This window comes from Neisseria weixii (genome assembly GCF_002327085.1).
Taxonomy (GTDB): domain Bacteria; phylum Pseudomonadota; class Gammaproteobacteria; order Burkholderiales; family Neisseriaceae; genus Neisseria; species Neisseria weixii.
On record NZ_CP023429.1, the window covers coordinates 673,566 to 697,258 of the forward strand.

The window sequence follows — 23,693 nt, forward strand, 5'->3', positions numbered from 1 at the left end:
CTCCTGTTTCGTTTTATTCTAAACGAGAAACAGGAGCATTTTTATGGCACTCAAAACCAATGGCAATGAAGCCGACCAACTCGACCAGCTTTCCCACGATTTTGGTATTCAGTTTGCCTACCCCAACTCACGCAAAATCTATCTTTCGGGCAGCCGCCCCGATATGCGCGTGCCCTTACACGAGATCGGCCAAGACGACACGGTAACCGAACACGGACGCGAGGTCAACCCGCCGATTCCCGTTTACGACACCAGCGGGCCTACGGCGATCCGAACGCCGAAATCGATTTGAAACAAGGCCTGCCGCACATCCGCAGCGCGTGGATAGACGAACGCCGCGACAGCGAAATCTTGAGCGGTCTCTCCAGCAAATACGGCAAGGAGCGCGCGCACGATCCGAAAACCGCCCATTTGCGTTTCAACCAAATCACCCGCCCGCGCCGCGCCAAAGCCGGCCGCAACGTGACCCAGATGCACTATGCCGCCAAGGCATCATCACGCCGGAAATGGAGTTTGTTGCCCTGCGCGAGCAGATGAAAATGGACGAGCTGTTCAGACGGCCTGAATACGCCAAATTAATCAAACAACACGCCGGCGAAGCCTTGGGCGCACAAATTCCCACCCATCCCGACCAAATCACCCCCGAATTCGTGCGCCGCGAAGTGGCCGCCGGCCGTGCCATTATTCCCGCCAACATCAACCACCCCGAGCTGTAACCGATGATTATCGGCCGCAATTTCCGGGTGAAAATCAACGGCAATCTGGGCAATTCGGCGGTAACCTCCAGCCTCACCGAAGAAGTGGAAAAAATGGTTTGGGCGCTGCGTTGGGGCGCCGACACGATTATGGATTTGTCCACCGGCGCACACATCCACGAAACACGCGAATGGATTACACGCAACGCGCCCGTGCCCATCGGCACCGTGCCGATTTATCAGGCCTTGGAGAAAACCGGCGGCATTGCCGAAGATTTGACTTGGAATTTGTTCCGCGACACCTTGATCGAACAGGCCGAACAGGGCGTGGAATATTTCACCATCCATGCCGGCGTGCTGCTGCGTTATGTGCCGCTTACCGCCGATCGGCTTACCGGCATTGTGTCGCGCGGCGGCTCGATTATGGCCAAATGGTATTTGGCGCACCATCGGGAAAACTTTCTCTACACCCGTTTCGACGAAATCTGCGAAATCATGAAGGCTTATGACGTGTCGTTCAGCTTGGGCGACGGCCTGCGCCCCGGCTGCATGGCCGATGCCAACGATGCGGCGCAGTTTGGCGAATTGCACACCTTGGGTGAATTGACCGCCAAAGCCTGGCAGCACGATGTGCAGGTGATGATCGAAGGCCCCGGCCATGTGCCACTGCAACGCATTCGCGCCAATATGGAAGAAGAGCTGCAACACTGTTTCGAAGCGCCGTTCTACACGCTCGGCCCCTTGGTTACCGACATCGCGCCGGGCTACGACCACATCACTTCCGGCATCGGCGCAGCCAATATCGGCTGGTACGGCACGGCCATGCTCTGCTACGTTACCCCAAAGAACATTTGGGCCTGCCCGATAAAGAAGACGTGCGCACCGGCATCATCACCTACAAGCTCGCCGCCCATGCCGCCGATTTGGCCAAAGGCTGGCCGGGCGCGCAACTGAGAGACAATGCCTTATCAAAAGCGTGCTTCGAATTCCGCTGGCGCGACCAGTTCCGCCTAAGCCTCGACCCCGAACGCGCCGAAAGTTTCCATGATGCCACCCTGCCGGCCGAAGGCGCCAAAACCGCGCATTTCTGCTCAATGTGCGGCCCCAAATTCTGCTCGATGAAAATCACGCAGGAAGTGCGCGACTATGCTGCCGCACAGCAGGGTATGCAGGAAAAAGCGGTGGAATTTGTGCAGCAGGGCGCTAAGATTTATAGTTGATAAAAATACGCCGTCTGAAACGATTGTGTTTCAGACGGCGTTTTATTGCGGTTTGATGAGAATAGCTTAAGCGGAAGGTTATTTAAAGACAATGTCGGAACTGGCTCTTCATTTGATGAAAAGGCCGAGACCTTTGCAAAACTCCTTGAAAAGCCACTGCACAAAGAATCGACGTCATTCCCGCCTGCGTGGGAATCCATTTTTGAACATGACAAACTATTGAATAAAATAAGTTTCTGAAATTTTAAGATGGATTCCCGCCTGCGCGGGAATGACGGCTGTTTGGTTTTAGTGTAGAAAATCCTAGCGTTGTTTACACTTTTGCTTTTTTGCTTGAAGACCCATTTTGGGATTTTTGAGTGTTGTCAAGAATGCCGAAAGGCACGGCAACGCCGCATGGTTCTTGATAATGCTCAACAATCCTAAAACAATCATTTAGGCAGAAAATAAAAGCTGTTTTGCATAAAAAGTGTAAACAACCCGACAATTTCCTACATCTCAGGCCGTCTGAAAAAACACCATAATTTATATATATAGTGCGTCACAAACAATATACTTATCACAAAACAGAATCCAGAAAAACCTAGTAAAAAAGCCGTCTGATTTTTCAGACGGCTTTTTATATTAGTTCCCTGAATAAGCAGGAATAAAAATGAGTGGTGGTGCCCGGAGCCGGAATCGAACCGGCACGACCTGTTTAGGGTCGACGGATTTTAAGTTTTTATTTAAATTTATAACTAATTGAAAATACTAAAGATTGATGTCTGCACACAATGTTATAGCCAATCTTGATATGTACTTCCCCGTCACAATTTTGACACAGAAGCAATATTTAAATCCTTAGTTTCAAAGGCTTTAAATATTGCTTTTTTTATTTTTGAAAGGAGGCTGGATGAGAAGAAAAGTTTTCTTGACGGTGTTGCTGTTAGCTTCAGTAGCAAACGCAGAGAAATTAACGTTTCCACAGTATGCTGTGTTAGTTGAAAACATGCGGCGGCCCAGCGTCTTGACCCGAAAATGATTTGGGCGGTAATGGGGCGCGAAAGTTCAGGCAATCCGAACGCCTTATCACACAAAAATGCGCGCGGTCTGATGCAGGTAATTCCGCCGACGGCGGCGCGGATGGGCGTAAATCCGAAGCATCTGTATCAGCCTGAGCCGAACCTGATTGCAGGCACGCGTTATCTGCGTTTTTTGTGCAACCGTTATCCCGATAAAAATCACCCGACCGGGTGCGATATCGATTTGGTTTTGGCCGGATACAACGCCGGCGAAGGCGCAGTCGACAAATACCGGGGTATTCCGCCTTACGCAGAAACCCGTGCGTATGTGAAAAACGTGAAATACCGCTATGCACGCTTGAGTAAAAACCCGTCTTTGATGACTGCTTCTTTTACTCCGCCGGTTAAGCCGTCTGCCAAACCGAAAATGGCAGTCGCCCAAGTGGAAACGGCCACGGCTGTTCCGGTGGCCATGAAACGCCGGCATGAGGCATGGGACGTGTTTCAAGAATTTTAAGTGTGGCCTTCGGGCTTTTTTTGTTGCCGCTTTATGCGGTTTTTTTATGGAGTTAATGATGATCACAGTTAGTCAAAATACCCGTCAATGGGGTAAAGCCGTTTTCTTTCAATGATTTTGGGCTTTGCTCAAATGGCATTGGCTGCCGGAGGGCTGTCAACGGCAGAGGGCAGTCTCAAGGAATTGGTACAGGGTTTCTACGGTATTGTTGCCATTTTGTCCGGGGTAGCTATCTTGGCAGTAGCCGTTTGGGGTTATTTCGGCCATAAAACATTGGGAGACATCATTCAGATCTGCTGTTGGATTTTCGTAGCCGGTGCAAGTTTGGCAATCGGTAAGGCAATCTTCGATTGGGGTAAATCCGCCACATTCTAAGGAGAACGAGTATGGATAATATGCCGGAAATGGATATTGAACACGAATACAATACCTACGACGGTATGTCACGTCAGGCAATGATTGCCGGAGTACCCATTCTTCCGGCATTTATCATCCTCATTTTGATGATGTTCGGTACGCTCAGCTTGATACCCATGCTCGGATTGAGGGCATTGGCCATTTTTTTGCCGGGATTACCGATATTGTTTTTTCTGCGCATATTGGTCAAGCGGGATGACCAAGCCTTGAGGATTTTGGGGCTGGAAGTTTATTGGTGGTTCAAACGCAAAGGTTCGGAAAACTTTGGCAACAACTTCACGATTACCGCAACTAAATTTGGAAGAGATCGAGATGATTACAAGCGATTTGTACAAAAAAATGACGAAGCAGCAACCGCAGCAAGACTTTTTGCCGCCAGTCAGTCAGCACATAGCTGAAAATATCGTTCACTATCAAGACGGTTATATGATGTTTGCCATCAAGTTGGACGGTATTCCGTTTGAAGGAGTGAATGACAGTCATTTGATAGCCGCGAACGAAACGCTGAAAAACCTGTTTGCAACCGTCGGCAAGCAGTTTGGCAACCGGCTGGCATTATGGACGCATATCCAACGTCAGGAAATCAAACTGAAGCGCGATTATGATTTCGGTACGGCCTTCAGCCGGGACTTTGCTGCCAACTACATCAGTCAATTCAATCAAAAAAAGTATTATGAAACCTTTTTATATTTCAGGGGTATTGAAATATCAGGATTTTTCAGACGGCCGCGAAGAAGCAGAAGAACTGCTGCAACTGATGGTAAGGGCATTGAGTCCGTTTGACCCTCATGTATTGGGAACTTACGAGAATCAAAACGGCGTTCGGTTTTCGGAAGTCTATCAATTTATCGGAACGCTGATTAACGGCGGTATCCGTGAAGACATTCCTTTATCGCCGACTGCTGCTTATAAGATTATTCCTTGTGCCGATTTGCATTTCGGTACGGATATTCTGGAAATCAGAACGCCGACACATCAGAAATTTGCGACCTGCTATGATTTGAAAGACTTCGGTAAAAGCAAAATCATGGTTTTGCTGTCGATTTTGTCGTTACCGTGCGAATTTACCCTGACACAAAGTTTTGTTTATGTTGAAAACTCGGAAATGCAGACGGCCATCAATAAGCAGAAAAACGCATTGGTGAGCGCACAAGACCAAGCAATAGAACAGCAGGATGAATTGTCGGAGGGTAAAGGAGCATTGGCAGCAGGTCGTCTGATGTTCGGCGATTATTCGGCGGGACTGATTGTTTATGGCAACACGGCCAAAGATGCACGCAAAAACGGTACGACCGTTGCGACAGAGTTTCTCACGTCGGGTACCTACCGTTTTGTCCAATCCACCTTATCGATGCCGTCCACATTTTTCAGCCAGGTTCCCGGTTACAAAAAACGTCCTCGGATGATTCCCAAAACGACCAACAATTTGGCAACCGTGTTCGGTATGCACAATTATTCGCAAGGAAAATCGTGGGGAATCCGATTGGTGACGGCTCTCCGGTCATGCCGCTCAAAACCTTATCCAATACGCTTTTTAACCTGAACCTGCACTTTACCGCTAAAAATAAGGACATGAAAGGAAAGAGGATTGCCGGACATACCTTGATTACCGGTGCAACAGGTACGGGTAAAACCGCTTTGGAGACAACTGTCCTGACTTTTATGGAACGGTTCAATCCCTACATGTTCGTATTGGATTTGGATCGCGGGATGGAAATTTTTGTGCGTGCTTTGAAAGGTACTTATTATTACCTTGAGGAAGGACAGGACAGCGGTTTCAATCCGTTCCAATTGCCGGATATACCTAAAACACGGAGTTTTTTATATCGGTTGGTAAAACAATGTGCCGACGGTGCCACGGCAGAAGAGGAGGGGCAGATTAAATTGGCGGTTGATACGCTGTATGAAATCAATTTCGAGAACCGCAATTTCAGTATGCTGCTGGATAACCTGCCGTACTCGACTATGCCCAATTCCCTGCGTACCCGCTTGTCGAAATGGTGCAGAAGTGAAAACGGTGAATTTGCCTGGTGCTTGGACAGCCTTCAAAACCGTTTCAATCCGGAATCTTTTTACCGGATTGGTTTGGACGTGACCTGTATCCTGAAAAAAGATTACGAACCGACAGGGCCGGTATTGGCCTATCTGTTTTATCTGAAAGATATGATGTCCGAGCGGGTTTCCGCAGAAGGCAGCCTGATGGCTTCCGTGATTGCGGAATTCTGGTATGCAGACCGCTTTGAGATTACCTCTGAGTTTATGCTCAAAACGCTGAAACAGGCCGTAAGCTGGGTGAATTCATGATACTTGATTCCCAGTCACCTGAAGATGCTGCCGACAGTCCTAATTTTGCAGCCATTATCCAGCAGACACCGACTAAGATTTTTCTGCCTAATCCCGACGGCAGCAGGGAATCTTATTACCGGTGCGGTCTGACGGAAAAAGAGTGTACGGAGTTGCTTAAACTGTCATTGGAAAGCCGTACATTCTTAATCAAACAGAGCAAACAGAGTGCGTTTGCGACTTTGGATCTGCACGACTTCGACAAAGAATTGGTTGTGTTGTCCGGCACTTCGGAAAACGTCAATCTGATGAACCGGATTATCGAGGAGGTCGGGTCTGAAGATCCCGACGTATGGTTGCCTGTTTTACAGGAACGGGTGGTTGGTAAAAAGGAGGAAATAGCCGCACATTGAATAAATGGAGTGACGGAGCCGTCTGAATATTCAGACGGCTTATTTATTTTTGGTTTAAAAAGGAAATTCAAATGAAATTGAAAAACTTTACAAAACGGTTTGCGCCGTCTTGGTCGGCGGCAGTTTGGTATTGGGTATGCCTTCAGCCACAGCCGGCGGTATTCCCGTCATTGACGGTGCGGCCATTGCCAAAATGGTTGAACAGGCCATCGTAATGAAAGAGCAGGTTGATAATCAGCTTAAGCAAATCAACGAACTGAAAAGCCAGGTAAAAGCAGTAACGGGCAACCGTAACTTGGGTAACATTCTGAAAACCGAGGCCTACGAGCAATTGCCGGACGAATGGAAAAAGGTTTACCGGTCGGCTGAAAAGCTGAAAGATGGGAACTATAAGGATTTGCTGAACTCTAAAGGCTATAATGCGAATGCCGATACTGAGCGTTTGTCCAAGCAGTTTGATCTGACTTTACGCGCGATTCAGGATTCCGAAGTGCGTATGAAAAACATCGACAAACTGATGAATCAGATTAACCGAACCAACGACATTAAAGCCGCACAAGACCTTCAAAACCGTATTGCGCTGGAAAACAGCAAAATCCAGCAAAACCAGACCAATCTGGATATGCTGTATCGTTATATGGAACTGGATGAGAAGGTTCAAATGAAAAAACGTGCGGCTCGTGATAGCTGTCGACGACAAAATGTCATCAAAGACAGCAATAAATCCTGTACTTAATTTGGAAGGGTGGAAATGAAAATTCAAGCAATTGGCTTATTATTATGTATCACTTTTCTTTTGTCTGCCTGCGGACAGTCAGAAGAAGAAAAGTTCTACGAAAAAATGAATCATGATATAGAAAAAAGTGAGAGAAATAAGCAAAATGATTCTTGTCGCAGGCAAAATATCATTAAGAAAACGAATATTGATTGTGATAAAGAATTTCCACGTATGAAAAACTAATCCTGCCTGATTCAAGCCACTACTTAGGTAGTGGCTTTTTTTTGGAGAGATAAATGTCGACTTTTTTTGCAGATTTATCCAACACGCTGGGGGCGGATTTAGGTGCGAACCTGTTAAACAGAACGGGGGATTTTATCAGTCAGTTGACACCGCTGTTTGCCGCAGCCTTTGCCATATATGTTTTGCTGGTTATATGGGATTACTACAGCCAGAGTTTTGATGTGGCCTTTATCGATTTTGTCAAAAATGTATGGGCTGGGTAGTGATCATCTCGTTGGCTTTTTCGCCCGCGATGTATATGAAATTGGCCCATCTGATTTACGGTTTGCCGGATGAAATTGCCGCTATTTTTTCCGGTGGATACTCGGTGAATGCTTCAGCTATGGATGCCAGTTGGAGTATGGTGAGAGAGTTATTGGGAAAAATATCTGACATACATAATGAATATAGTTGGATGGAAATAGGTGTCCATTTAGGACTGGAAATTAAAATAGCATTAATTATTACAATTTGTGCTGCTCTAATTATCGGCCTTTCTTTTGCTTTCTATATGGTAGCTAAAATTTCTTTGGCATTGGTTTTGATGATAGGTGTGTTCTTTATGGGCTGCCTGCTGTTTCCGTCAACCCGGCAGTATGGGATGAATTGGATAGGACAATGCCTGAACCATATCATTACCTGCACGATGTTTGTACTTTTGACCAAAGTACAGATGGCTGTTTTCGATAGGACTATAACTATGGCTTTGAGTGGTGGCATTTTAGATTATGCGGCGGTTGAGATGTTACCCCCGTCTTCCTGTTACAGACGATTATTTTCGTCATTATCGTATTTAATATTCCGAGTATTGCTTCTGCATTAACCGGTGGAGCGGCTGTTCAAGGTGCAAGCCGTCAGTTGATGTCGTTGGCCCGGGCAGGCGGTTTTGCCGCAGCACCGCAGGCAAAATAGGCGGAGCCTTTATGAAAGCCGCTTCAAACCGCAGCAGCGGCGGCAGCGTGAGAACCAAACTTCCGTAAATTGAAAGGATATGAATGATGACTGCACGTTTGTCCTGGGTTGCATATATTCCCTATTTGTCAGTCGGTTTTTTACTCTATTTTTGTATCGTGCTTGCCGTTTTTCCGATGATGTCGTATTTCGGTGTGACTATGAATAAAACATTGGCGGTGAACCTGTTGATGGTGCTGACGGTCTGTTATACGGCAGGGTTTCTGTGGATGGTTTACCGGGTTCGGCGTTGTAAGGCATATTTTAATCGGGACGGCGTTTGGTATTTCAAAGGTGTTTGGCCGTGGACATCAAAAATGCGCGGCATACGCTGGGAAAATTTCCACCAAGCCCTATACCGTCAGGATGCCGCAGGTTTATTCTTTAAGACGTACACCATTTATCTGTTCGGCAGGGACGGCAGCACGGTAATCATTAAAAATCTTTACGACGGCAGGAACTGGAGTGCGTTTGTGAACGACTATGCGCAGGACAGGGAACTGTCAACCTGATGGAACAGGAGTATGCGATGAAAAAAGTTTTCGGTATTTTGGCCATAGCCGTCTTTATTTACGGCTACCTCAACCGCGATACCAACTTGGGTGTCGGTATCATCATGTTTTTTGCATTTTCTTTTTGGGCAATCGTCTTTATCCGTGCGGCCAACAACCGCAGATATTGGGACGATTACTGACCGATAAACCAACTGAAATCCGGTGGGCTGTCCGCCGGATTTTTTTATATTCAAAGGAATTGTCATGAAAAAAATCGTTTTCTTATTAGGTGTGTTGCCATTGATGGCAGCTGCCTGTTCTTCTGCGCCGAAACAGCCTTCAGGCAAGCCGTTTCCCCTTAATCCCCATTATCAGACCGGAGTGAAATAATGTTTGGACGTGACCGCAAAAAACAGCCTGTGACAGAAGAAGCCTTGGAAAAACAGCGTAAAAAATCTGTCAATCAGGAAGTGAACCAAATGTTGGAAATGGCTAACGGTTTTGAAAAATCTTTAGTTGAAACTGCTCAGAACAATGCCAGAACTTGGCGGTACTTCGGTATCGGCTCGCTGGTTGTCGCAGGTATGGCCGTTGCCGCCGTCATGGGTCTGACCCCTTTTAAAGAGGTCATTCCCTTTGTTGCGCGCGTGAATGATACAACCGGCGCGGTAGACATCTTGACGACCATTAAGAACAAGCAGATGAAGTATGAAGAAGTGATTAACCGTTACTGGTTGGCCATGTATGTCCGCTACCGTGAAAGCTATGACTGGGATAAGATTCAGGCGACTTACGATGCCACCAACCTGCTCAGCGCACCGCAGGTTCAGGCTGTGTTCAAAGCGTTTTACAACAGTCCGGCGGCACCGCATAAGATTCTTAAGCAGCATGCCAAGGTAGTGGTTAAAGTCACCAATATTTCATTTGTCGGCGACATGGCCCAAGTACGGTTTGAAAAAAGGGTGATACCCGTTACCGGTGAGGAAAACGCCCAACCGATTCCGCCTCAAAAAATGATTGCGACGATTGCCTTTGAATTCAAATCGACACCGATGAAAGAGGCAGACCGTCTGATCAATCCTTTGGGTTTCCAAGTGCTGAGCTATGATGTTACGGAGGAAGTGGCACCATGACGAAACAAACACTCATTTTAACCGGCCTGATGGCCGGTTTGTTTTTTCAGACGGCCTATGCTGCCGAAACACCCAAACGCTCGTCTATGACGGGCGTATCCAAAGTGTTGACTATAACCCAATGATGTGGTCAATATCAAAGCCAAGCCGGGCTTCGTCACCATGATCCAGTTGCAGGATGGGAAACCATCAATAGCGGTGACAGTGCTTCATTGGCAATGGGCTACGGTAAGGCTTGGGGTTTGACCAGCAAGGGGAACAATATCTATTTCAAACCCTTAAACCATCAGCCTACGACCAACCTTTTGTTTACAACAAATAAGAAGCGCAGATATGCACTTCATCTGAGTATGGCCGGCAGTAAATCGCAGCCGACCTATATTTGGCATTCAATTACCCGGAGATGCCCGTTACAAGCAGTTGCTGGAGGAACAGAAACAGGTTCAGGCCGCTGCCGTCTTGCGCAGCAGCCAGAGTAGGAACAAAGCCGGCGGGGACTATAACCGCAACTACTGGGTAAGGGTAAGAAGGCTCTCGCACCCACATCGGTTTACGATGACGGCAGGTTTACCTATCTGCGTTACGACGATGCCAAAAGCCTGCCGGCGGTTTTCCGGGTAAACAGCGACGGAACGGAAGCCGCCGTAAACAGCCATGTCGAAGGCGATACGCTGGTTATTCATGAGACGGCGGAAAAATTTGTTTTACGTCTCGGCAAATCGGTATTGGGCATAGAAAACCGCAGCTATGATGCAAAAGGCAAATTCAACATGACCGGCAGTACCAAAGGCAGAACCGTACGTTTGAGAAAGGGTAAGAAATGAACCTGAATGATGATAACTTCAATATGGACAATGAACCCCGGAGCCTGAAAGAGCGTATCGGCGACAAAACCGTCGAACGGGGTATTCCCACCGAATTGAACGTCAAGAAGAAAAGGACGATGGCAACGGTCGGCTTTTTCCTTGCTGCAATGGTGGTGACTGCTGTTGCCGTCGGCGGTATTTTAAGTTTTACCGGCGGGGAGGATGAGGCGGCGGTTCAGGCTGAAGAAAATTCCATCAGCGGGCAAACGGGGCGCAAGGATTTGGAAGCCGAAAAGCAGGATTTGTTGGAAACAGTCGATAATCGGCCTGCTTCCGATACCGTCGCACCCGAGCCGCAGGAGCCACAGCCTGCCTCGGAGGCTGTGGCTCCTGCGGAACCGGTTGAACCTGTAGCGGCTTCCGGGCCGGCTCCTGACGAAAGGTTTGACAGCAGTTTGACACCGGTCGGTCTGAACGGAGGTTCGCCAATGTCTCTTTCGGGTTCATCAGGGGAAAACCGGCCGGAAGGCGGCAGCGGGTCAATCGGTTCAACAGATGAGACTGCCGGCACCTATTCGGGTAATCCGTTGACAGCCAAATTACGTCCTGGGGTATATCGCGCCACTCAGGCTGAAGAACGCGGCGATCCGACTTATCTCATGAGCCGGGGAACGGGCATATCCTGCGTTACCACCACCAAAATCGTTACCACACATCCGGGGCTGGTCCGCTGTCAGGTAACGAAAGACGTTTATTCCGCAGACGGTTCCACCCTTTTGGTAGAACGCGGTTCAACGGTCATCGGTGAACAGACATCGGCTTTGACGCAAGGACAGGCACGGGTTTTTGCATTATGGAATACGCTCGAAACGCCGGAAGGCATCCGTGTGGCATTGGACAGTCCCGGCGGGGATCCATTGGGTGCGTCCGGCCATCCGGCCAAAGTCAAACACCACTTTTGGCAGCGCATCGGCGGCGCGGTCATGATCAGCATGATTCAGGACGTTGTTGACGGTGCTAATAACCGGCGCAGCAATAAGGGAACCGAAGTAAGTTTTGAGACGACCACGGAATCGGCTCAAGATATTGCAACGGAAATCCTGAAAAACAGCATCAACATTCCGCCGACCGGTTATGTGAATCAGGGGACGGAAATCATGATTTTTGTCGCCCGCGATGTCGATTTTTCCGGTGTCTATGAAAACGTAACGGTTTCCAACCGTTATTAAGCCCAAGCCGCTTCTCAGTAAGCAGCTGAATTTTTAATGACCGTTAAAGGAACAGATATGCACGACAGTTCCATTTCGTCCCGCAATCTGCTGGACAAACTTCAGTTAACCGAATACCTCAATACTTCGGGGATAACGGAAGTTTTTATCAACCGTCCGGGCGAGGTATTTTTAGAAGGGGAATACGGGCGTATCAGATATGAACGTCCCGATTTGACTTTGCCCGTATTGGAAAAGCTGGCCAATACGCTGTGTACGTTTAATAAAAAACACATCAGTTACGAATCTCCTATCCATTCGGTGACATTGCCTGACGGCGAACGCGGCCACATCATGATGCCGCCTTCTTGCGAAGACGGCACAATGGTGTTTGCCTTCCGTAAGCCGTCCAACAGCCGTTTCAGCTTGGGTGACTATATCGAGACAGGCCGTCTGAAAGCATTTAACGATGTATCTGCGCACGGCGTACCCGAATGCCGTGAGGCTGCGGAAATTGAAATAGACAACCGCTATGTCCGGGACATCTGCGACAAAATGAAGCTGCCTTACGGTGTGAAGCTGGCTGACTGGCAATATCTGATGTTAGAGCATAAGGCCGACGGAAATCTGGCCGAGTTTTTTAAAATTGCGATCGCACGCAAGCTGAACATCTGCATGGTCGGCGGTACGGGTTCCGGCAAAACCACCTTTACCAAAGCCCTTGCCGATTTAATACCTGAAAACGAGCGTTTGATTACCATCGAAGATACGCACGAATTGAGTCTGCCCAATCACCCCAACCATGCCCATCTTTTCTATAAAGAACACATTTCGGCCAAAATGATTGTGGCTGCCTGCATGCGTTTGAAACCCGACCGGATTTTTTTGACCGAGCTTCGCGGCGATGAAGCATGGGACTACTTGGCTGCACTCAATACCGGACACCCGGGCGGTTTGACTTCGGTTCACGCTAATGATGCCCGTTCCGTCCACTACCGTATCGCACAGTTGGCAATGGAATCTCCGGCCGGCCAAAATATGGATCATTCCTACATCTTGAATACGGTTCGGGCAACCATTGATGTGATTTGCTATTTTGAAAAAACGCGTATGACGGAGCTTTATTACGACCCCGTTGAAAAATTTTATGCCATGCAAGGCCGTCTGTAACGGCCGCTTTTTATGCCTTGGTAAGGATTACGAAAATGAACTGTACTGAAGACATTCCAATGCACCTTAAAATTCTCGACCCATGCAGCGGCAGTCGCATGATGTGGTTTGACCGACAGAACCCGCACGCCCTGTTTGGCGATATACGCAGCGAAACCCACCGGCTGAAAGACAGAAAATATCAGCGCAGTCTGGAAATTCACCCATACATCCGCATGGATTTCCGCAACCTGCCTTTTCAGGACGGTCAATTCAAACTGGTTGCCTTCGACCCGCCCCACCTTGTTCATGCCGGTGCGAAATCATGGCTGGCACTCAAATACGGCAAACTGGGGCAAACATGGCAGGAAGACTTGCGGCAGGGCTTTGCCGAATGTTTCCGTGTTTTGGAAGCAGACGGTGTATTGGTTTTCAAATGGAACGAAGACCAAATCAGAGCCGAACAAGTATTGGAACTTACGCCTTACAAACCGCTGTTCGGTCACACCACAGGAAAACGCGGCAAGACGCTGTGGTTTACTTTTATGAAATAAAAAGGACTTTATCATGCCATACCTGAACCGTATCGAAGTGATGGGCAATTTGGGCAAAGACCCGGAATTGCGTTATTTGGCCAATCAAACACCGGTGACCACCATATCCCTCGCCTATACCGAAAAATGGCGCGACAAGGCCACCAATGAACCGCGCGAGCGTATCGAATGGTTTACCGTCGTGCTGTACGGCAAACAGGCGGAAACGGTTTGCCGCTATATGAAAAAAGGTGACTGCCTATGGGTAGCCGGTAAGATGCAGTCGCGCCGCTACGGCCATCACGGCGTTGAGAAAACGGTATATGAAATCATCGCCGGGGAAATGCAGATTATCCATACCAAGCAGCAGGGAGAAACGGCAGCCGGTTTGGATTATCTGTAAGGCCGTCTGAAAAACAAACCGGCTGTTTTTTACACAGCCGTTCCTGATGGAGTGCCCCCATGTTTCCGAAATTGAGACAGGCGGCCGGTTCGATACCGGCCGTTCTTTTATCCATCGCCACCGCCGCAGCGGGCTGGTGGTATCACGGTCTGTCCGATACCGGGCATGAGTTCCGCTGCCGTGTGGTCGGGGTTGCCGACGGCGATACCTTCCTTTGTCTGTCCGGACAGGAAAAGACGACCATCCGTCTGCGCGGCATCGATGCCCCGGAAAAAACACAGGCTTACGGCCGGGATGCCCAGGAGTTTTTGTCCGGACTGGTTTTCGGGAAAACGGTGTCCGTTACCGTCTACGGTAAAGACCGGTACGGCCGCATACTCGGCATGGTTAATGTAAACGGACGTGATGTCAATCACGCGATGGTCGCTGCCGGATATGCCTGGGTGTACCGGCGGCATAACGAAGATGCCGTAATGCTCCGTGCGGAAGGAGCGGCCAGAATCGGCAAATCGGGCTTGTGGGCAGATGCCCGTCCGGTCAATCCGGCCGAGTACCGCCAACGGCATTGACGCAGGCCGTCTGAAAATGAATTAGGTTGCTTTTTTCATTCCTTAAAATTAGGATATTCACTCCATCAACTTGGGAATGGAAATGACGTATGAAAACCAAGCAATTACTGCATCCGCTTTTGGTTGCTTTAAGTTTGGCCGGTACCGTATTTTTACCGCTGGGTTCCGTATATGCTGCCCCGTATTTTTCCACAACGGCAGCAGCAACCAAAGCGGCGGAAAGAATCGGTTACAGAAAGACCGGGCAGGTTTCCAGCGGACAAGCCGTATATGAAGCGACTAAAGCTGCAAAAGTCAAAGGATTGCCGTACATTACTCCCGATGTTGACAGCCACAAGGGAGGAGCATGGAAAGCGACCAAAACCGTTGCGGCTTTAGGCAGCAAACAGACCCGTCTCGGCACTTATAACGAAGACTTAACAGTACGCATAGGAGATTAAACAATGAACATGACCGAATGGGATGACAGACAGAAAAGCATTGCCCAAGTGATTCAGGAATTAAAAACCTTTGAAGACCAAGAACTGGTTGTTGTCGTAACCGATGACGAAGGAGAAACATTCAAAACCGTCAAATTGGTCAGCAAAGGTTTTGACGGCGACAAGGTGTACTGTGCCTTACATATTTAGCCGTAAAAACGAGCCGGCAGCCTGAAAAGTGATTTTCAGGCTGTTTTGTTACATTGGACGCAGTAAGGCCGTCTGAAAAAAAACTGTAACCGTATGCCCGCCCCGTGCGGGCTTTTTTAATGGGGTAGAAGATGAAAAACAAGTTTTTCGGCCTGCTGGCCGCGTTGGGTATCTTCGTGCCGCTCAGCTTGGCCGGTGGTCTGTATTTGGGCAGTACCGTCATGGCAACATGGCTGAGCCTGAAAGCGGAGCCGTCCGTCGGTATGCTGTACCGCTACTGGCACTATTACGACCGTTTGAAACCGGGTGCTCAGACGGCCTTTGAAGTATCGGCCTTTATTGCGCTGCTGATTCCGGCAGTGACGGCAGTCATCATTTGCGCGGCGGTGCTGATGAAGCCCAAACGCGAACTGCACGGCTCTGCGCGGTTTGCCAAACGTTCGGAAATCGTCAGGCACGGCTTGCTTAAAAAGAAGTTTTACGGCGGTGAAGAACCGGATTTGCTCATCGGCAAATACGGCAACGATTACCTGCGCTGGGCAGGCAATGAGTTTCTGTATCTGGCCGCACCGACCCGTTCGGGCAAAGGCGTCGGCATTGTGATCCCCAACTGCCTGCATTACCGCGACAGCATGGTGGTCTTTGACCCGAAACTGGAAAACTTCCTTATTAGCGGCGGCTACCGTGCGGAACACGGCCAAGAAGTCTTCCTGTTCAATCCGGCCGGCCGTATGCCCGAACACGAGCGTAATCCCAACGCACCTTTGGTGTCGCACCGCTGGAATCCCTGCACCTATATCCGCCGCAATCCGGTTTACACCTACAAAGACGTGAAAGACATTGCCGGCATTATGTATCCGAAGCCGGTTAAAGACAGCGGCAGCGCAACCTTCTTTCAGGAATCGGCGCAAAACCTGTTTGTCGGTTTGCTGCTTTACATGATTGAAACCGAAAACGAGCGCGATCTTTCTCTTCAGGAAAACAAAACCACATTGGCCAACCTGTTCCGCCTGACCACGCCTTCGGACGGCCGCACGCTTTCCGAATGGATTAAAGATGAAGTGATGTTGCGCGACCAACAACCGCAGACGCAATTGAGCCAAAACTGCCGCAGCCTCTTGATGGGCTTTGCCAACGGCAATGCCAAAACCGGTGCCGACATTCTGGCCACGCTGACCGCCCCTTTGGGTATCTTTATCGACCCGGTGGTAGAAGCGGCTACAAGCGGCGACGATTTCTACTTGGACGAAGTGCGCAAAAAGCGGATGACGGTTTATATCGGCATCGTACCAACGGAAACGGCGGTTTTTTCACGGCTGACCAACCTGTTTTTCAGCCAGTTGGTTTCGGTAAACGTGCAGCAGGGCTTACCTTCCAACAATCCCGACAGTCTGAAATACCAATGCTGCCTGCTGATGGACGAATTTACCGCTCTGGGCGTAATACCGGCGATTCAGCACGGCGTGTCCTACATCGCCGGTTACGGCTTGCGGCTGCTGCTGATTATCCAAACGCCTTCACAGGTAACGGACCTGTACGGCCGCGACGCAACACGTACCTTCTTCACCAATTTCGCTTGCCAAATCGTTTATCCGCCGCGCGAACAGACCGACGCGGAGGAGTACAGCAAGTTGATTGGTTACGAGACCTACAAGGCCAAATCGGTTTCACGTTCGGCGGGTAAGCTCGGCAGCCGCAGCACCAGTACCAGCGACCAGCGCAGGGCGGTGATGAATCCGGACGAACTCAAGATGATGCCCAAAAGCGACTGCATCATCAGTTTGGGCAACAGCCGGCCGGTTTACGCGCAGAAAATCGTTTATTACCAAGACCCGGAGTTCAGCAAACGCGCCAACCGGCCGCTGCCGGTGATTCCGCCTTTGGATGTTCGTACAGTGAATAAGGTAAGTGCAGCGATACCGAAAGCTGAATTTGTACCACCGGAAGCGTTAGACAGCTTCCATTGGGCAGATGCGTCTAATGCGGAAGACATCGCCCGTTCGCTGCTGAGTGTCCTCATCCCGCCGGGCAGCCCGCCGGATTACGTCGCCCAACTGGTGCCGGTCATACTGGAAAACTGGGGCGCGGATACCATGCCGTTTGTTCAAAAAATTCTCGGTAATCAGGCAGTGCCGACGGCTTGAGTGTAAAAAAAACCGTCTGCCCTTTGGGGCAGACGGGAAAACCTTTCGGTTTTATTTCAGCCGTCAGTTGACTAAGAGCAGGAACAGGGCTAAGATAATCTTAACGACTGTTCGCAGTCTCAGCCATGAACGACCTTTACGCAGGGTATGGTTCATACTTGAAACCTTCCTTTCTAGGGCGGTTTCAGCATAAAGCCCCACTGCAATGGGGCTTTTTTGCTACCAGCCCCGACGCAATTATACACGCATTCCGTATCAGGCCGTCTGAAAACGATTTTTCAGACGGCCTTTTTCTTTTGGGGTAATCAAACATGAGCGACATCGACAACATCCGCAGCGCACTGAGCTACATCGAACCGCACGACCGCGACGACTGGTGGCATATCGGCGCAGCTTTGAAAGACGAATTGGGCGAAAACGGTTTCGACCTGTGGGACGAGTGGTCCCAGCGCGGCGACAGCTATTCCGCCCGCGGTGCGAAAGCGACATGGAAAAGCCTGAAGCCGGGTATGTGGCACATCGAAACCGTTTGGAAAATGGCCCGGCAAAACGGCTGGAAACCCGAGAAGCCCTATACGCCGCCCAGTGCCGAAGAAGCGGCGCGGCGCAAAGCCGAATCGGAAGCACGCCGACAGGCGGCAGAGGCCGAACGGCAGCGCACGCGGCAGAAAGTGAAAGGTACGGCGCAGACGGTTTGGAAAAACAGCCGTCCGGCCGATCTCAGCCATCCGTATTTGGCGGCCAAAGGCATTACGGATTCGGCGGTTGTCGCCGGTTTGCGACAAAACGAATACAACGGCGATAGCAATCTCGTGATTCCGGTTTTGTACGGGCGCGAAATCGTCAACCTGCAATCCATCAACCAAGACGGCGGCAAACGCTTTTTGTCGGGCGGTCAGCTAGAAGGCGGCTATGCCTTTATCGGCAAATCGGAGGACGTGCCCAACGGCGTGGTGCTGGCCGAAGGTTATGCGACTGCCGCCAGCATTCATCAGGCAACGGGCAGGCCGGTCATCATCGCCTTTAACGCCGGCAATATGGTGGCGGTAGCAGAGCGGCTTTCCCAAACGCTGCCCGAACAGGTGCCGGTGGTGATTGCGGTCGATAACGACGCGTCGCAGACCGGTATCAAAAAGGCACGGCAGGCCGCTGCGTTTTTCAACGGCCAAGCCACGGCAGTACAGCCCGAATTTACCATGACGCAGATTCAGCAGTTTCAAAAAGGCAAAGGTGTGGACGAAAAAGGCCGTCCGCCGCTGCCGAGCGATTTTAACGATTTGTACAATCTGGCCGGAACCGAAGCCGTGCGTGCGGCATTTGAAAACCGTTTCAGACGGCCTGAACCGAATCCCGAGCCTTCCCAAACAGCAGGCAACACCGAATCCGATATTCCTTCACAACAGGAGCAGCAAATGAAAACCGAAACCCGAGCCGCAACAGCGGCAGAGGCCAACAGCATCGAATTTGACGGCCGCATACAGGAAACCGAACGTTCAGCCCACCCTGAAGAGCATGAGCAAAACCAACCGCAGCAAAAAGCGGCCGGCGAAACCGCCAAAACAACAAACACCCCAAAGCCCGATGTTGAAACGGCAGCCATGCCGTCTGAACAGGCCAAAAAAGCGGTTTTGGATTTGGAATACCGTATCCCCGACACCCTTAAAACGCGTTATCACGCGATTGGCGGCAAGTTTTATTCCGCCGCCGACGGCAAAACCGTACTGTTTGAAGACAAAGGCCGACAACTTAAAACTTCGCTGCAAGATCCGCAAACCGTGAAAGATATGCTGGAAGTGGTCAAGGCCAAAGGTTGGGACAACATCAAGATTTCGGGCAGCAAGGCATTCAGGCAGATGATGTTCATCGAAGCGGCCGCACAGGGCATTAAAACCAGCGGCTACACGCCGACGCAGGCCGATTTGCAGCAGGTGGAAGCCTTGCGCGAACGCTATGCGAAAAACGGCATCGAGCCGGTACTGACGCGCGGGCAGGAGAGGCGGACAGAGGCCGCCAAGCCTGAGCAGGATAAGGCGCAGGCTAAGCCTGAATCAGAACGGGAAGAACGCGTCCGCAGCGAACCCGACCGCGAAATGCCGGCTGCCGCCGAACGCTTGAAAGCCCAAAGCACCATGCCGTCTGAAAGCCAAGTCAACTCATCGCCGCGGGCCGATACCGACATCGGTGTGCCGGTTCACAGCCTCGGACAGGAAGAAGTGCCTGCCGAAGTCGTGCATCAAACCGACAACATGAAAGCGGCCGCACAAGATACCCGCTTCGTGTCGGCCAAAACCGTCTATACCGAAAAAGCCCGGAAACTCAGTAAAAACGAGCAGAAGAAACTGGCGTTTTACGAACGCGGCGTGACGGACACGCTGCGCGGTTTGGAAGGCGGTACCCGCACCGACGCGCTGCGCAATTACTACGAACACACGGCCAAGATGATGAAGGGCGGCAAACTGGATTTGCCGCATCCGATTCAGATTCCTTCACACACACAGACACCGGCAGGACAGAAACCGGGGCTTGAGCAACAGCCCCGTCACGAACGCAGCCAGGAGCAGGAACCGGAAATTTCACGATAAAAGGAGAAGACCTATGACAGGCAGGACGATACATAAAAAGCTCTCTGAAGCGTGGGCAGGCATTCATGTGTTGAAATGCACGCATTCGTTGAACAGCCGTTCCAAAATAGATTACCTGATGTATTGCGATGTATTGAAAAAAATGCCCGGAGGCCGTCTGAAAATCCGTGTGTACGGAAGCCGTTACGTATCGACGGAAGGAAGCCGGATCCGATATGCCGGCAGGGACGCGGCGGATAAGGCCGGAGACCGGAATATCGGGAAAGAAACATCATGACTCCGGAAAACTCCGCCGAGATGTGAGCAATTACGACAATCTGCCTATGCCCGAAGCCGCCGTGCTTCGGGCTGTTTTTATCCGGGAGTAAGCAATGGAAAAAGAACACGACAAAGACAAACCCGCAGGCAGCCGCCGCATGGAGATTTTGCAGCAGTCGTTGGCCGACAAGCAGGCTGCATTCGACCAACGTCTGCAAGCGCATTTTGATGATGTGAAATCCGCCAACGGACAGCCACTCAACGACAAACGCAACGGCCGTGCGACCCTCAACCGTTGGGCGCGGCAGAACGACGGCCTGCGCTCCATGCAGGAGGGCATCGAAAAAACGCAACGCGCCATCGAACGTGAGCAGCAGAAAATCGACCGTGTCGCCCGCACCCCGATTCCGGACTGTTTGAAGCCCCTGCTGGAATCGGGAGAAATCAGCCAATGGCGCAAGTATCCGAACCGCTTTTTTGTGAAGGGTGTAGAGAAAGCCCGCATCATTTGGTTTGAAGACAAACAGGAATTCGGCTACGGCCATATACAGGGCATCCCACCCGAACAGCGGCTGCGGTTCAAGGAAACCTACGGCAAAATCCGCGCCCTACACCGACAGGAACAGAAAAACAGCCTTGAGCCTGTCAAACCCGCAGGCAGCCGTATGGAAATTTTACAGCAGTCGCCGGCCGACAAGCAGGCTGCCAATACGGACAGCCCGTCTGAAAACCTCAAAGCAAACGGATACGGCAGTTTTCTGCCTTTGCCCGACTTTGGTTTGCAGGGGCAAGACCTCAAGGCATTCAAAGCATCTTGGCTCAGGGCGGTGGAAAGCCTGCCGGCGGCTATCGAAAAACAGCGGGAGCGGTTGGCCGCCGCCGGCATTGACGATACCGGTTTGACAGAATACGGCCGGGAAACAGACAGCGGCAAGCGCAGCGGCATTACCACAGAGATGACGCAGCAGCGGTTGGCAGACATTACCCGCTATATCGAAAGATTGCGTGACGGGCAAATCAAACCTTCAGACTACATCGGCAGCGGTTACAAAAATCCGCGCCAAACCGCATTTGAAGCAATGGCACGCGATATGGTGGAAACTCAGGCGGTACTGTCGCCGCATATCCCGTATTACGACGACATCAATGTAAACAACTACCTGCGCCGGCAGCTTGAAGCGGAGAGAGAACCGCAAAGGCCGTCTGAAAAGCATTATTCGGAAAAAATCATCGACCGTCTGGCGGAGCGGCACGGCTGGACGAAAAAGCCCGACCCAACCCAACTGCCCCCGGAAAACGTATTGGCCGAATATCCCGAACTGTCAGCCCTGTATATGCCGAAGAGCCTGTCCGAACGCTTGCAAACGGCCAAGCAGGAATATGAACGGTTGTTGGCCGGAGGAAACGATACCGACCGCAAACTCAGCCGGTTTATGGAAAGCGGCATGGAAGCGTTGGCCAAGGGGCTGCCCGAACAGACGCAGTTGCAGGTGCGCGTGAATTTTTACGAAAACCTAATCAGCCGTATCAACGGAAAGGGCGAACCGGAAAGAACACCTGAGCAGCAGGAACTGTTTGCCGAACGCTGAACAATAGGCCGTCTGAAACCCCGAAAAGCATACAGCTTGTCGGGGTTTATGCTTTTCAGGAGAAGCAATGAACAATGCAATCGATACCGCCGACAAACGCCGCCCGGTCCGAGTGTTCGGACTGACCGAAAGTGAACTGGAAGCATTGCGGAATTTGGCTTTAAAGAAATATGGTAAAGACAGCGTATCTTTATTGGCCAAAAAACTGTTACAGGCTCAGTTAGATGAAGCCGAAGAACCCGAACTCGTCAAACTGCCGACACCCAAAGGCAGCAAACGCATTACCGTGCGGCTGCCCGAAAAAGACCGCGCCTATTTGGAAATGGCCGCCGCGCAGCACCACAGCAGCGTGAACGATGTCGTGCGCGATATTGTACAGGCGTATATCCGCAAACATCCGTCTTTGTCGGCCGCCGAAGTGGACGTGCTGTACCGGTCCAACTATCAGCTTCTGAGTATCGGCCGCAACCTGAACCAAATCGCCCGACAGCTCAATATGGGCGAAAGCGCATCTGTTACATCCGAACATATCAAAGAGCTGACACGGATTATCAAACAGCACACCGAAAAAGTGGCCGGTGTTTTGAGAACCAACCGCAAACGCTTGGCTGCCAAATAGGAGAACCGCCATGTCGCTCAACAAAAAAATCGACGATTGGTTTTTAGGTTATAAAACCCGCGCCGTCAAAGCCAGAGATTCCGGTGTTCTGATAGGAAAATCCAAGCACCGCCGCAAATCGGGCATACCGCTGAAACCGGGAAGCGGTTTGGCCAACCTGACCGCAGCCGCCAAAAAACATCCCGAAGTGATGGTGAAAATCCCCAAGCGGCTCAGCCGGTTTTCCAAAGGTATGCAGGGTGTCGTCAACCATTTGGACTATATTTCGCGCAACGGAAAAATCACGGTAGAAACCCAGTCTGGCGAAAAGCTGGACGGTAAGAAAGCCGTCAAATCGCTGACCGAAGACTGGAAAAAGCTCAATATCCCCGACAACAGCAAACACCGCGAAGCCCTCAATATCGTATTGTCCATGCCCGCCGGCACGCCGCCGCAAGCGGTACTGAACGCAGCAAGAAATTTTGCGGCCGAACAGTTCCGCGACCACCCATACGTTTTTGCGCTGCACCATGAATCAGAGAAGGCCGACGAACCCGAACACCCGCACGTCCACTTATGCGTGTTAATGCGCGACGCATTCGGCGGGCGGCTCAACCCGCGTAAAAACGACCTGTTCGAGTGGCGCGTCCGTTTTGCCGAAAAGCTCAGGGAAGAAGGCGTGGAGTGCGCGGCGACAAGGCGGCAGCACCGGGGCCGAACCGTCAAACCGGAAAACGGTTTACTGCGTGCCATGCTGCAGCGCGGTGTCGCCGGCAATGTCCACCAGCAGCAGGCGGCCGAACTGATAAAAGCCATGCAAAACAGCGACCGTCTGAAACACCCTTATCTTCAGGAGGCCATGAAAACCCGTGGCTACATTTTGTCCGAATACGGCCTGATTGCCAAAGAACTGTACAAAATGGGGCACAAAACCGAAGCACGGATGATCAGCAAACTGGCCAAAGATATGGCCGGCCAGCCGTTTACCACACAAGCCCAACGGCAGTATGATGACGCGCAAGGCCGTCTGAATGGACAAAAAACACAGAATCCAGAACAAATATCGGAATACCTTCAAAATGATGATATTACGCGTTAGCT

28 protein-coding genes and 2 pseudogenes are annotated in these 23,693 nt (G+C 50.6%); all 30 read left to right on the forward strand.

The genetic code is table 11. From position 1 onward, the window contains the following. The first annotated feature begins 43 nt into the window (after positions 1–43). A pseudogene (gene thiC / locus CGZ65_RS03340) lies at positions 44–1,915 on the forward strand (phosphomethylpyrimidine synthase ThiC). 1,017 nt (positions 1,916–2,932) lie between these two features. Continuing rightward, positions 2,933–3,433: a lytic transglycosylase domain-containing protein gene (locus CGZ65_RS03350; RefSeq protein ID WP_232507501.1), complete on the forward strand. Its 501-nt coding sequence runs from the start codon at positions 2,933–2,935 to the stop codon at positions 3,431–3,433. A gap of 111 nt (positions 3,434–3,544) precedes the next feature. After that, positions 3,545–3,808 carry a hypothetical protein gene (locus CGZ65_RS03355; RefSeq protein WP_232507502.1) on the forward strand — a complete coding sequence of 88 codons (264 nt, stop codon included), beginning with the start codon at positions 3,545–3,547 and terminating at the stop codon, positions 3,806–3,808. A gap of 11 nt (positions 3,809–3,819) precedes the next feature. Further along, a complete protein-coding gene (locus tag CGZ65_RS03360) occupies positions 3,820–4,248 on the forward strand; it encodes a VirB3 family type IV secretion system protein (RefSeq protein WP_096294821.1) in 429 nt (142 codons plus the stop codon). Further along, complete coding sequence (locus CGZ65_RS13730; protein WP_232507503.1) at positions 4,148–4,633, forward strand: hypothetical protein; 486 nt, start codon at positions 4,148–4,150, stop codon at positions 4,631–4,633. Before CGZ65_RS03360 ends, CGZ65_RS13730 begins: the two co-directional genes overlap by 101 nt. Then, a complete protein-coding gene (locus CGZ65_RS13735) occupies positions 4,524–5,393 on the forward strand; it encodes a VirB4 family type IV secretion/conjugal transfer ATPase (protein ID WP_232507504.1) in 870 nt (289 codons plus the stop codon). Before CGZ65_RS13730 ends, CGZ65_RS13735 begins: the two co-directional genes overlap by 110 nt. Then, entirely contained in the window at positions 5,321–6,154 is an 834-nt protein-coding gene (locus CGZ65_RS13740) for a VirB4 family type IV secretion/conjugal transfer ATPase (protein ID WP_232507505.1), read from the forward strand. Before CGZ65_RS13735 ends, CGZ65_RS13740 begins: the two co-directional genes overlap by 73 nt. Continuing rightward, positions 6,151–6,546: a hypothetical protein gene (locus tag CGZ65_RS13745; protein ID WP_232507506.1), complete on the forward strand. Its 396-nt coding sequence runs from the start codon at positions 6,151–6,153 to the stop codon at positions 6,544–6,546. Before CGZ65_RS13740 ends, CGZ65_RS13745 begins: the two co-directional genes overlap by 4 nt. Before the next feature lie 109 nt (positions 6,547–6,655). Beyond that, a complete protein-coding gene (locus CGZ65_RS03370) occupies positions 6,656–7,282 on the forward strand; it encodes a type IV secretion system protein (protein WP_232507507.1) in 627 nt (208 codons plus the stop codon). Positions 7,283–7,297: 15 nt separating this feature from the next. Continuing rightward, positions 7,298–7,507 (forward strand): conjugal transfer protein TraH, encoded by a 210-nt coding sequence (locus CGZ65_RS03375; RefSeq protein WP_096294822.1) that lies wholly within the window; start codon positions 7,298–7,300, stop codon positions 7,505–7,507. Between the two features lie 53 nt (positions 7,508–7,560). After that, entirely contained in the window at positions 7,561–7,770 is a 210-nt protein-coding gene (locus CGZ65_RS13750) for a hypothetical protein (protein WP_232507508.1), read from the forward strand. A 29-nt stretch (positions 7,771–7,799) separates the two neighbouring features. Then, positions 7,800–8,369: a type IV secretion system protein gene (locus CGZ65_RS13755; protein ID WP_232507573.1), complete on the forward strand. Its 570-nt coding sequence runs from the start codon at positions 7,800–7,802 to the stop codon at positions 8,367–8,369. A 172-nt stretch (positions 8,370–8,541) separates the two neighbouring features. Continuing rightward, positions 8,542–9,009, forward strand: a complete 468-nt coding sequence (locus tag CGZ65_RS03385; protein WP_232507509.1) for a cytochrome C oxidase subunit III — start codon at positions 8,542–8,544, stop codon at positions 9,007–9,009. Positions 9,010–9,026: 17 nt separating this feature from the next. Then, entirely contained in the window at positions 9,027–9,191 is a 165-nt protein-coding gene (locus CGZ65_RS03390; protein WP_157742690.1) for a hypothetical protein, read from the forward strand. A 64-nt stretch (positions 9,192–9,255) separates the two neighbouring features. After that, positions 9,256–9,381 (forward strand): hypothetical protein, encoded by a 126-nt coding sequence (locus CGZ65_RS14570; protein WP_269768623.1) that lies wholly within the window; start codon positions 9,256–9,258, stop codon positions 9,379–9,381. After that, positions 9,381–10,124 (forward strand): VirB8 family type IV secretion system protein, encoded by a 744-nt coding sequence (locus CGZ65_RS03395; protein ID WP_198345332.1) that lies wholly within the window; start codon positions 9,381–9,383, stop codon positions 10,122–10,124. The genes CGZ65_RS14570 and CGZ65_RS03395 overlap by 1 nt, the downstream gene beginning before the upstream one ends. Next, the gene (locus tag CGZ65_RS14575) at positions 10,121–10,249 is read left to right on the forward strand and encodes a hypothetical protein (RefSeq protein WP_269768624.1); all 129 of its coding nucleotides are present in this window, start codon (positions 10,121–10,123) and stop codon (positions 10,247–10,249) included. Before CGZ65_RS03395 ends, CGZ65_RS14575 begins: the two co-directional genes overlap by 4 nt. Before the next feature lie 93 nt (positions 10,250–10,342). After that, positions 10,343–10,948: pseudogene (locus CGZ65_RS15065) on the forward strand (TrbG/VirB9 family P-type conjugative transfer protein). After that, the gene (gene virB10 / locus CGZ65_RS03405; protein ID WP_232507510.1) at positions 10,945–12,159 is read left to right on the forward strand and encodes a type IV secretion system protein VirB10; all 1,215 of its coding nucleotides are present in this window, start codon (positions 10,945–10,947) and stop codon (positions 12,157–12,159) included. The pseudogene CGZ65_RS15065 and the gene virB10 overlap by 4 nt, the downstream one beginning before the upstream one ends. Positions 12,160–12,216: 57 nt before the next feature. Then, positions 12,217–13,308, forward strand: coding sequence for an ATPase, T2SS/T4P/T4SS family (locus tag CGZ65_RS03410; protein ID WP_096294825.1), 1,092 nt, complete (start codon positions 12,217–12,219; stop codon positions 13,306–13,308). A 35-nt stretch (positions 13,309–13,343) separates the two neighbouring features. Then, positions 13,344–13,841, forward strand: coding sequence for a class I SAM-dependent methyltransferase (locus tag CGZ65_RS03415; RefSeq protein WP_232507511.1), 498 nt, complete (start codon positions 13,344–13,346; stop codon positions 13,839–13,841). A 13-nt stretch (positions 13,842–13,854) separates the two neighbouring features. Further along, positions 13,855–14,223, forward strand: a complete 369-nt coding sequence (locus CGZ65_RS03420) for a single-stranded DNA-binding protein (RefSeq protein ID WP_096294826.1) — start codon at positions 13,855–13,857, stop codon at positions 14,221–14,223. A gap of 59 nt (positions 14,224–14,282) precedes the next feature. After that, on the forward strand, positions 14,283–14,792 hold the full coding sequence (locus tag CGZ65_RS03425; protein WP_096294827.1) for a thermonuclease family protein: 510 nt from the start codon (positions 14,283–14,285) through the stop codon (positions 14,790–14,792). 89 nt (positions 14,793–14,881) lie between these two features. After that, on the forward strand, positions 14,882–15,232 hold the full coding sequence (locus tag CGZ65_RS03430; protein WP_096294828.1) for a toxin C-terminal domain-containing protein: 351 nt from the start codon (positions 14,882–14,884) through the stop codon (positions 15,230–15,232). A 3-nt stretch (positions 15,233–15,235) separates the two neighbouring features. Then, positions 15,236–15,421: a hypothetical protein gene (locus CGZ65_RS03435; protein WP_096294829.1), complete on the forward strand. Its 186-nt coding sequence runs from the start codon at positions 15,236–15,238 to the stop codon at positions 15,419–15,421. A gap of 131 nt (positions 15,422–15,552) precedes the next feature. Continuing rightward, positions 15,553–17,565 (forward strand): type IV secretory system conjugative DNA transfer family protein, encoded by a 2,013-nt coding sequence (locus CGZ65_RS03440; protein WP_096294830.1) that lies wholly within the window; start codon positions 15,553–15,555, stop codon positions 17,563–17,565. A 311-nt stretch (positions 17,566–17,876) separates the two neighbouring features. Next, positions 17,877–20,147, forward strand: coding sequence for an LPD7 domain-containing protein (locus CGZ65_RS03445; RefSeq protein WP_096294831.1), 2,271 nt, complete (start codon positions 17,877–17,879; stop codon positions 20,145–20,147). Positions 20,148–20,518: 371 nt separating this feature from the next. Beyond that, entirely contained in the window at positions 20,519–21,994 is a 1,476-nt protein-coding gene (locus tag CGZ65_RS03455; protein ID WP_096294833.1) for a hypothetical protein, read from the forward strand. Positions 21,995–22,061: 67 nt separating this feature from the next. Continuing rightward, complete coding sequence (mobC, locus tag CGZ65_RS03460; protein WP_096294834.1) at positions 22,062–22,613, forward strand: plasmid mobilization relaxosome protein MobC; 552 nt, start codon at positions 22,062–22,064, stop codon at positions 22,611–22,613. Between the two features lie 10 nt (positions 22,614–22,623). Further along, complete coding sequence (locus CGZ65_RS03465; protein ID WP_096294835.1) at positions 22,624–23,691, forward strand: relaxase/mobilization nuclease domain-containing protein; 1,068 nt, start codon at positions 22,624–22,626, stop codon at positions 23,689–23,691. The last annotated feature ends 2 nt before the right edge of the window (positions 23,692–23,693 follow it).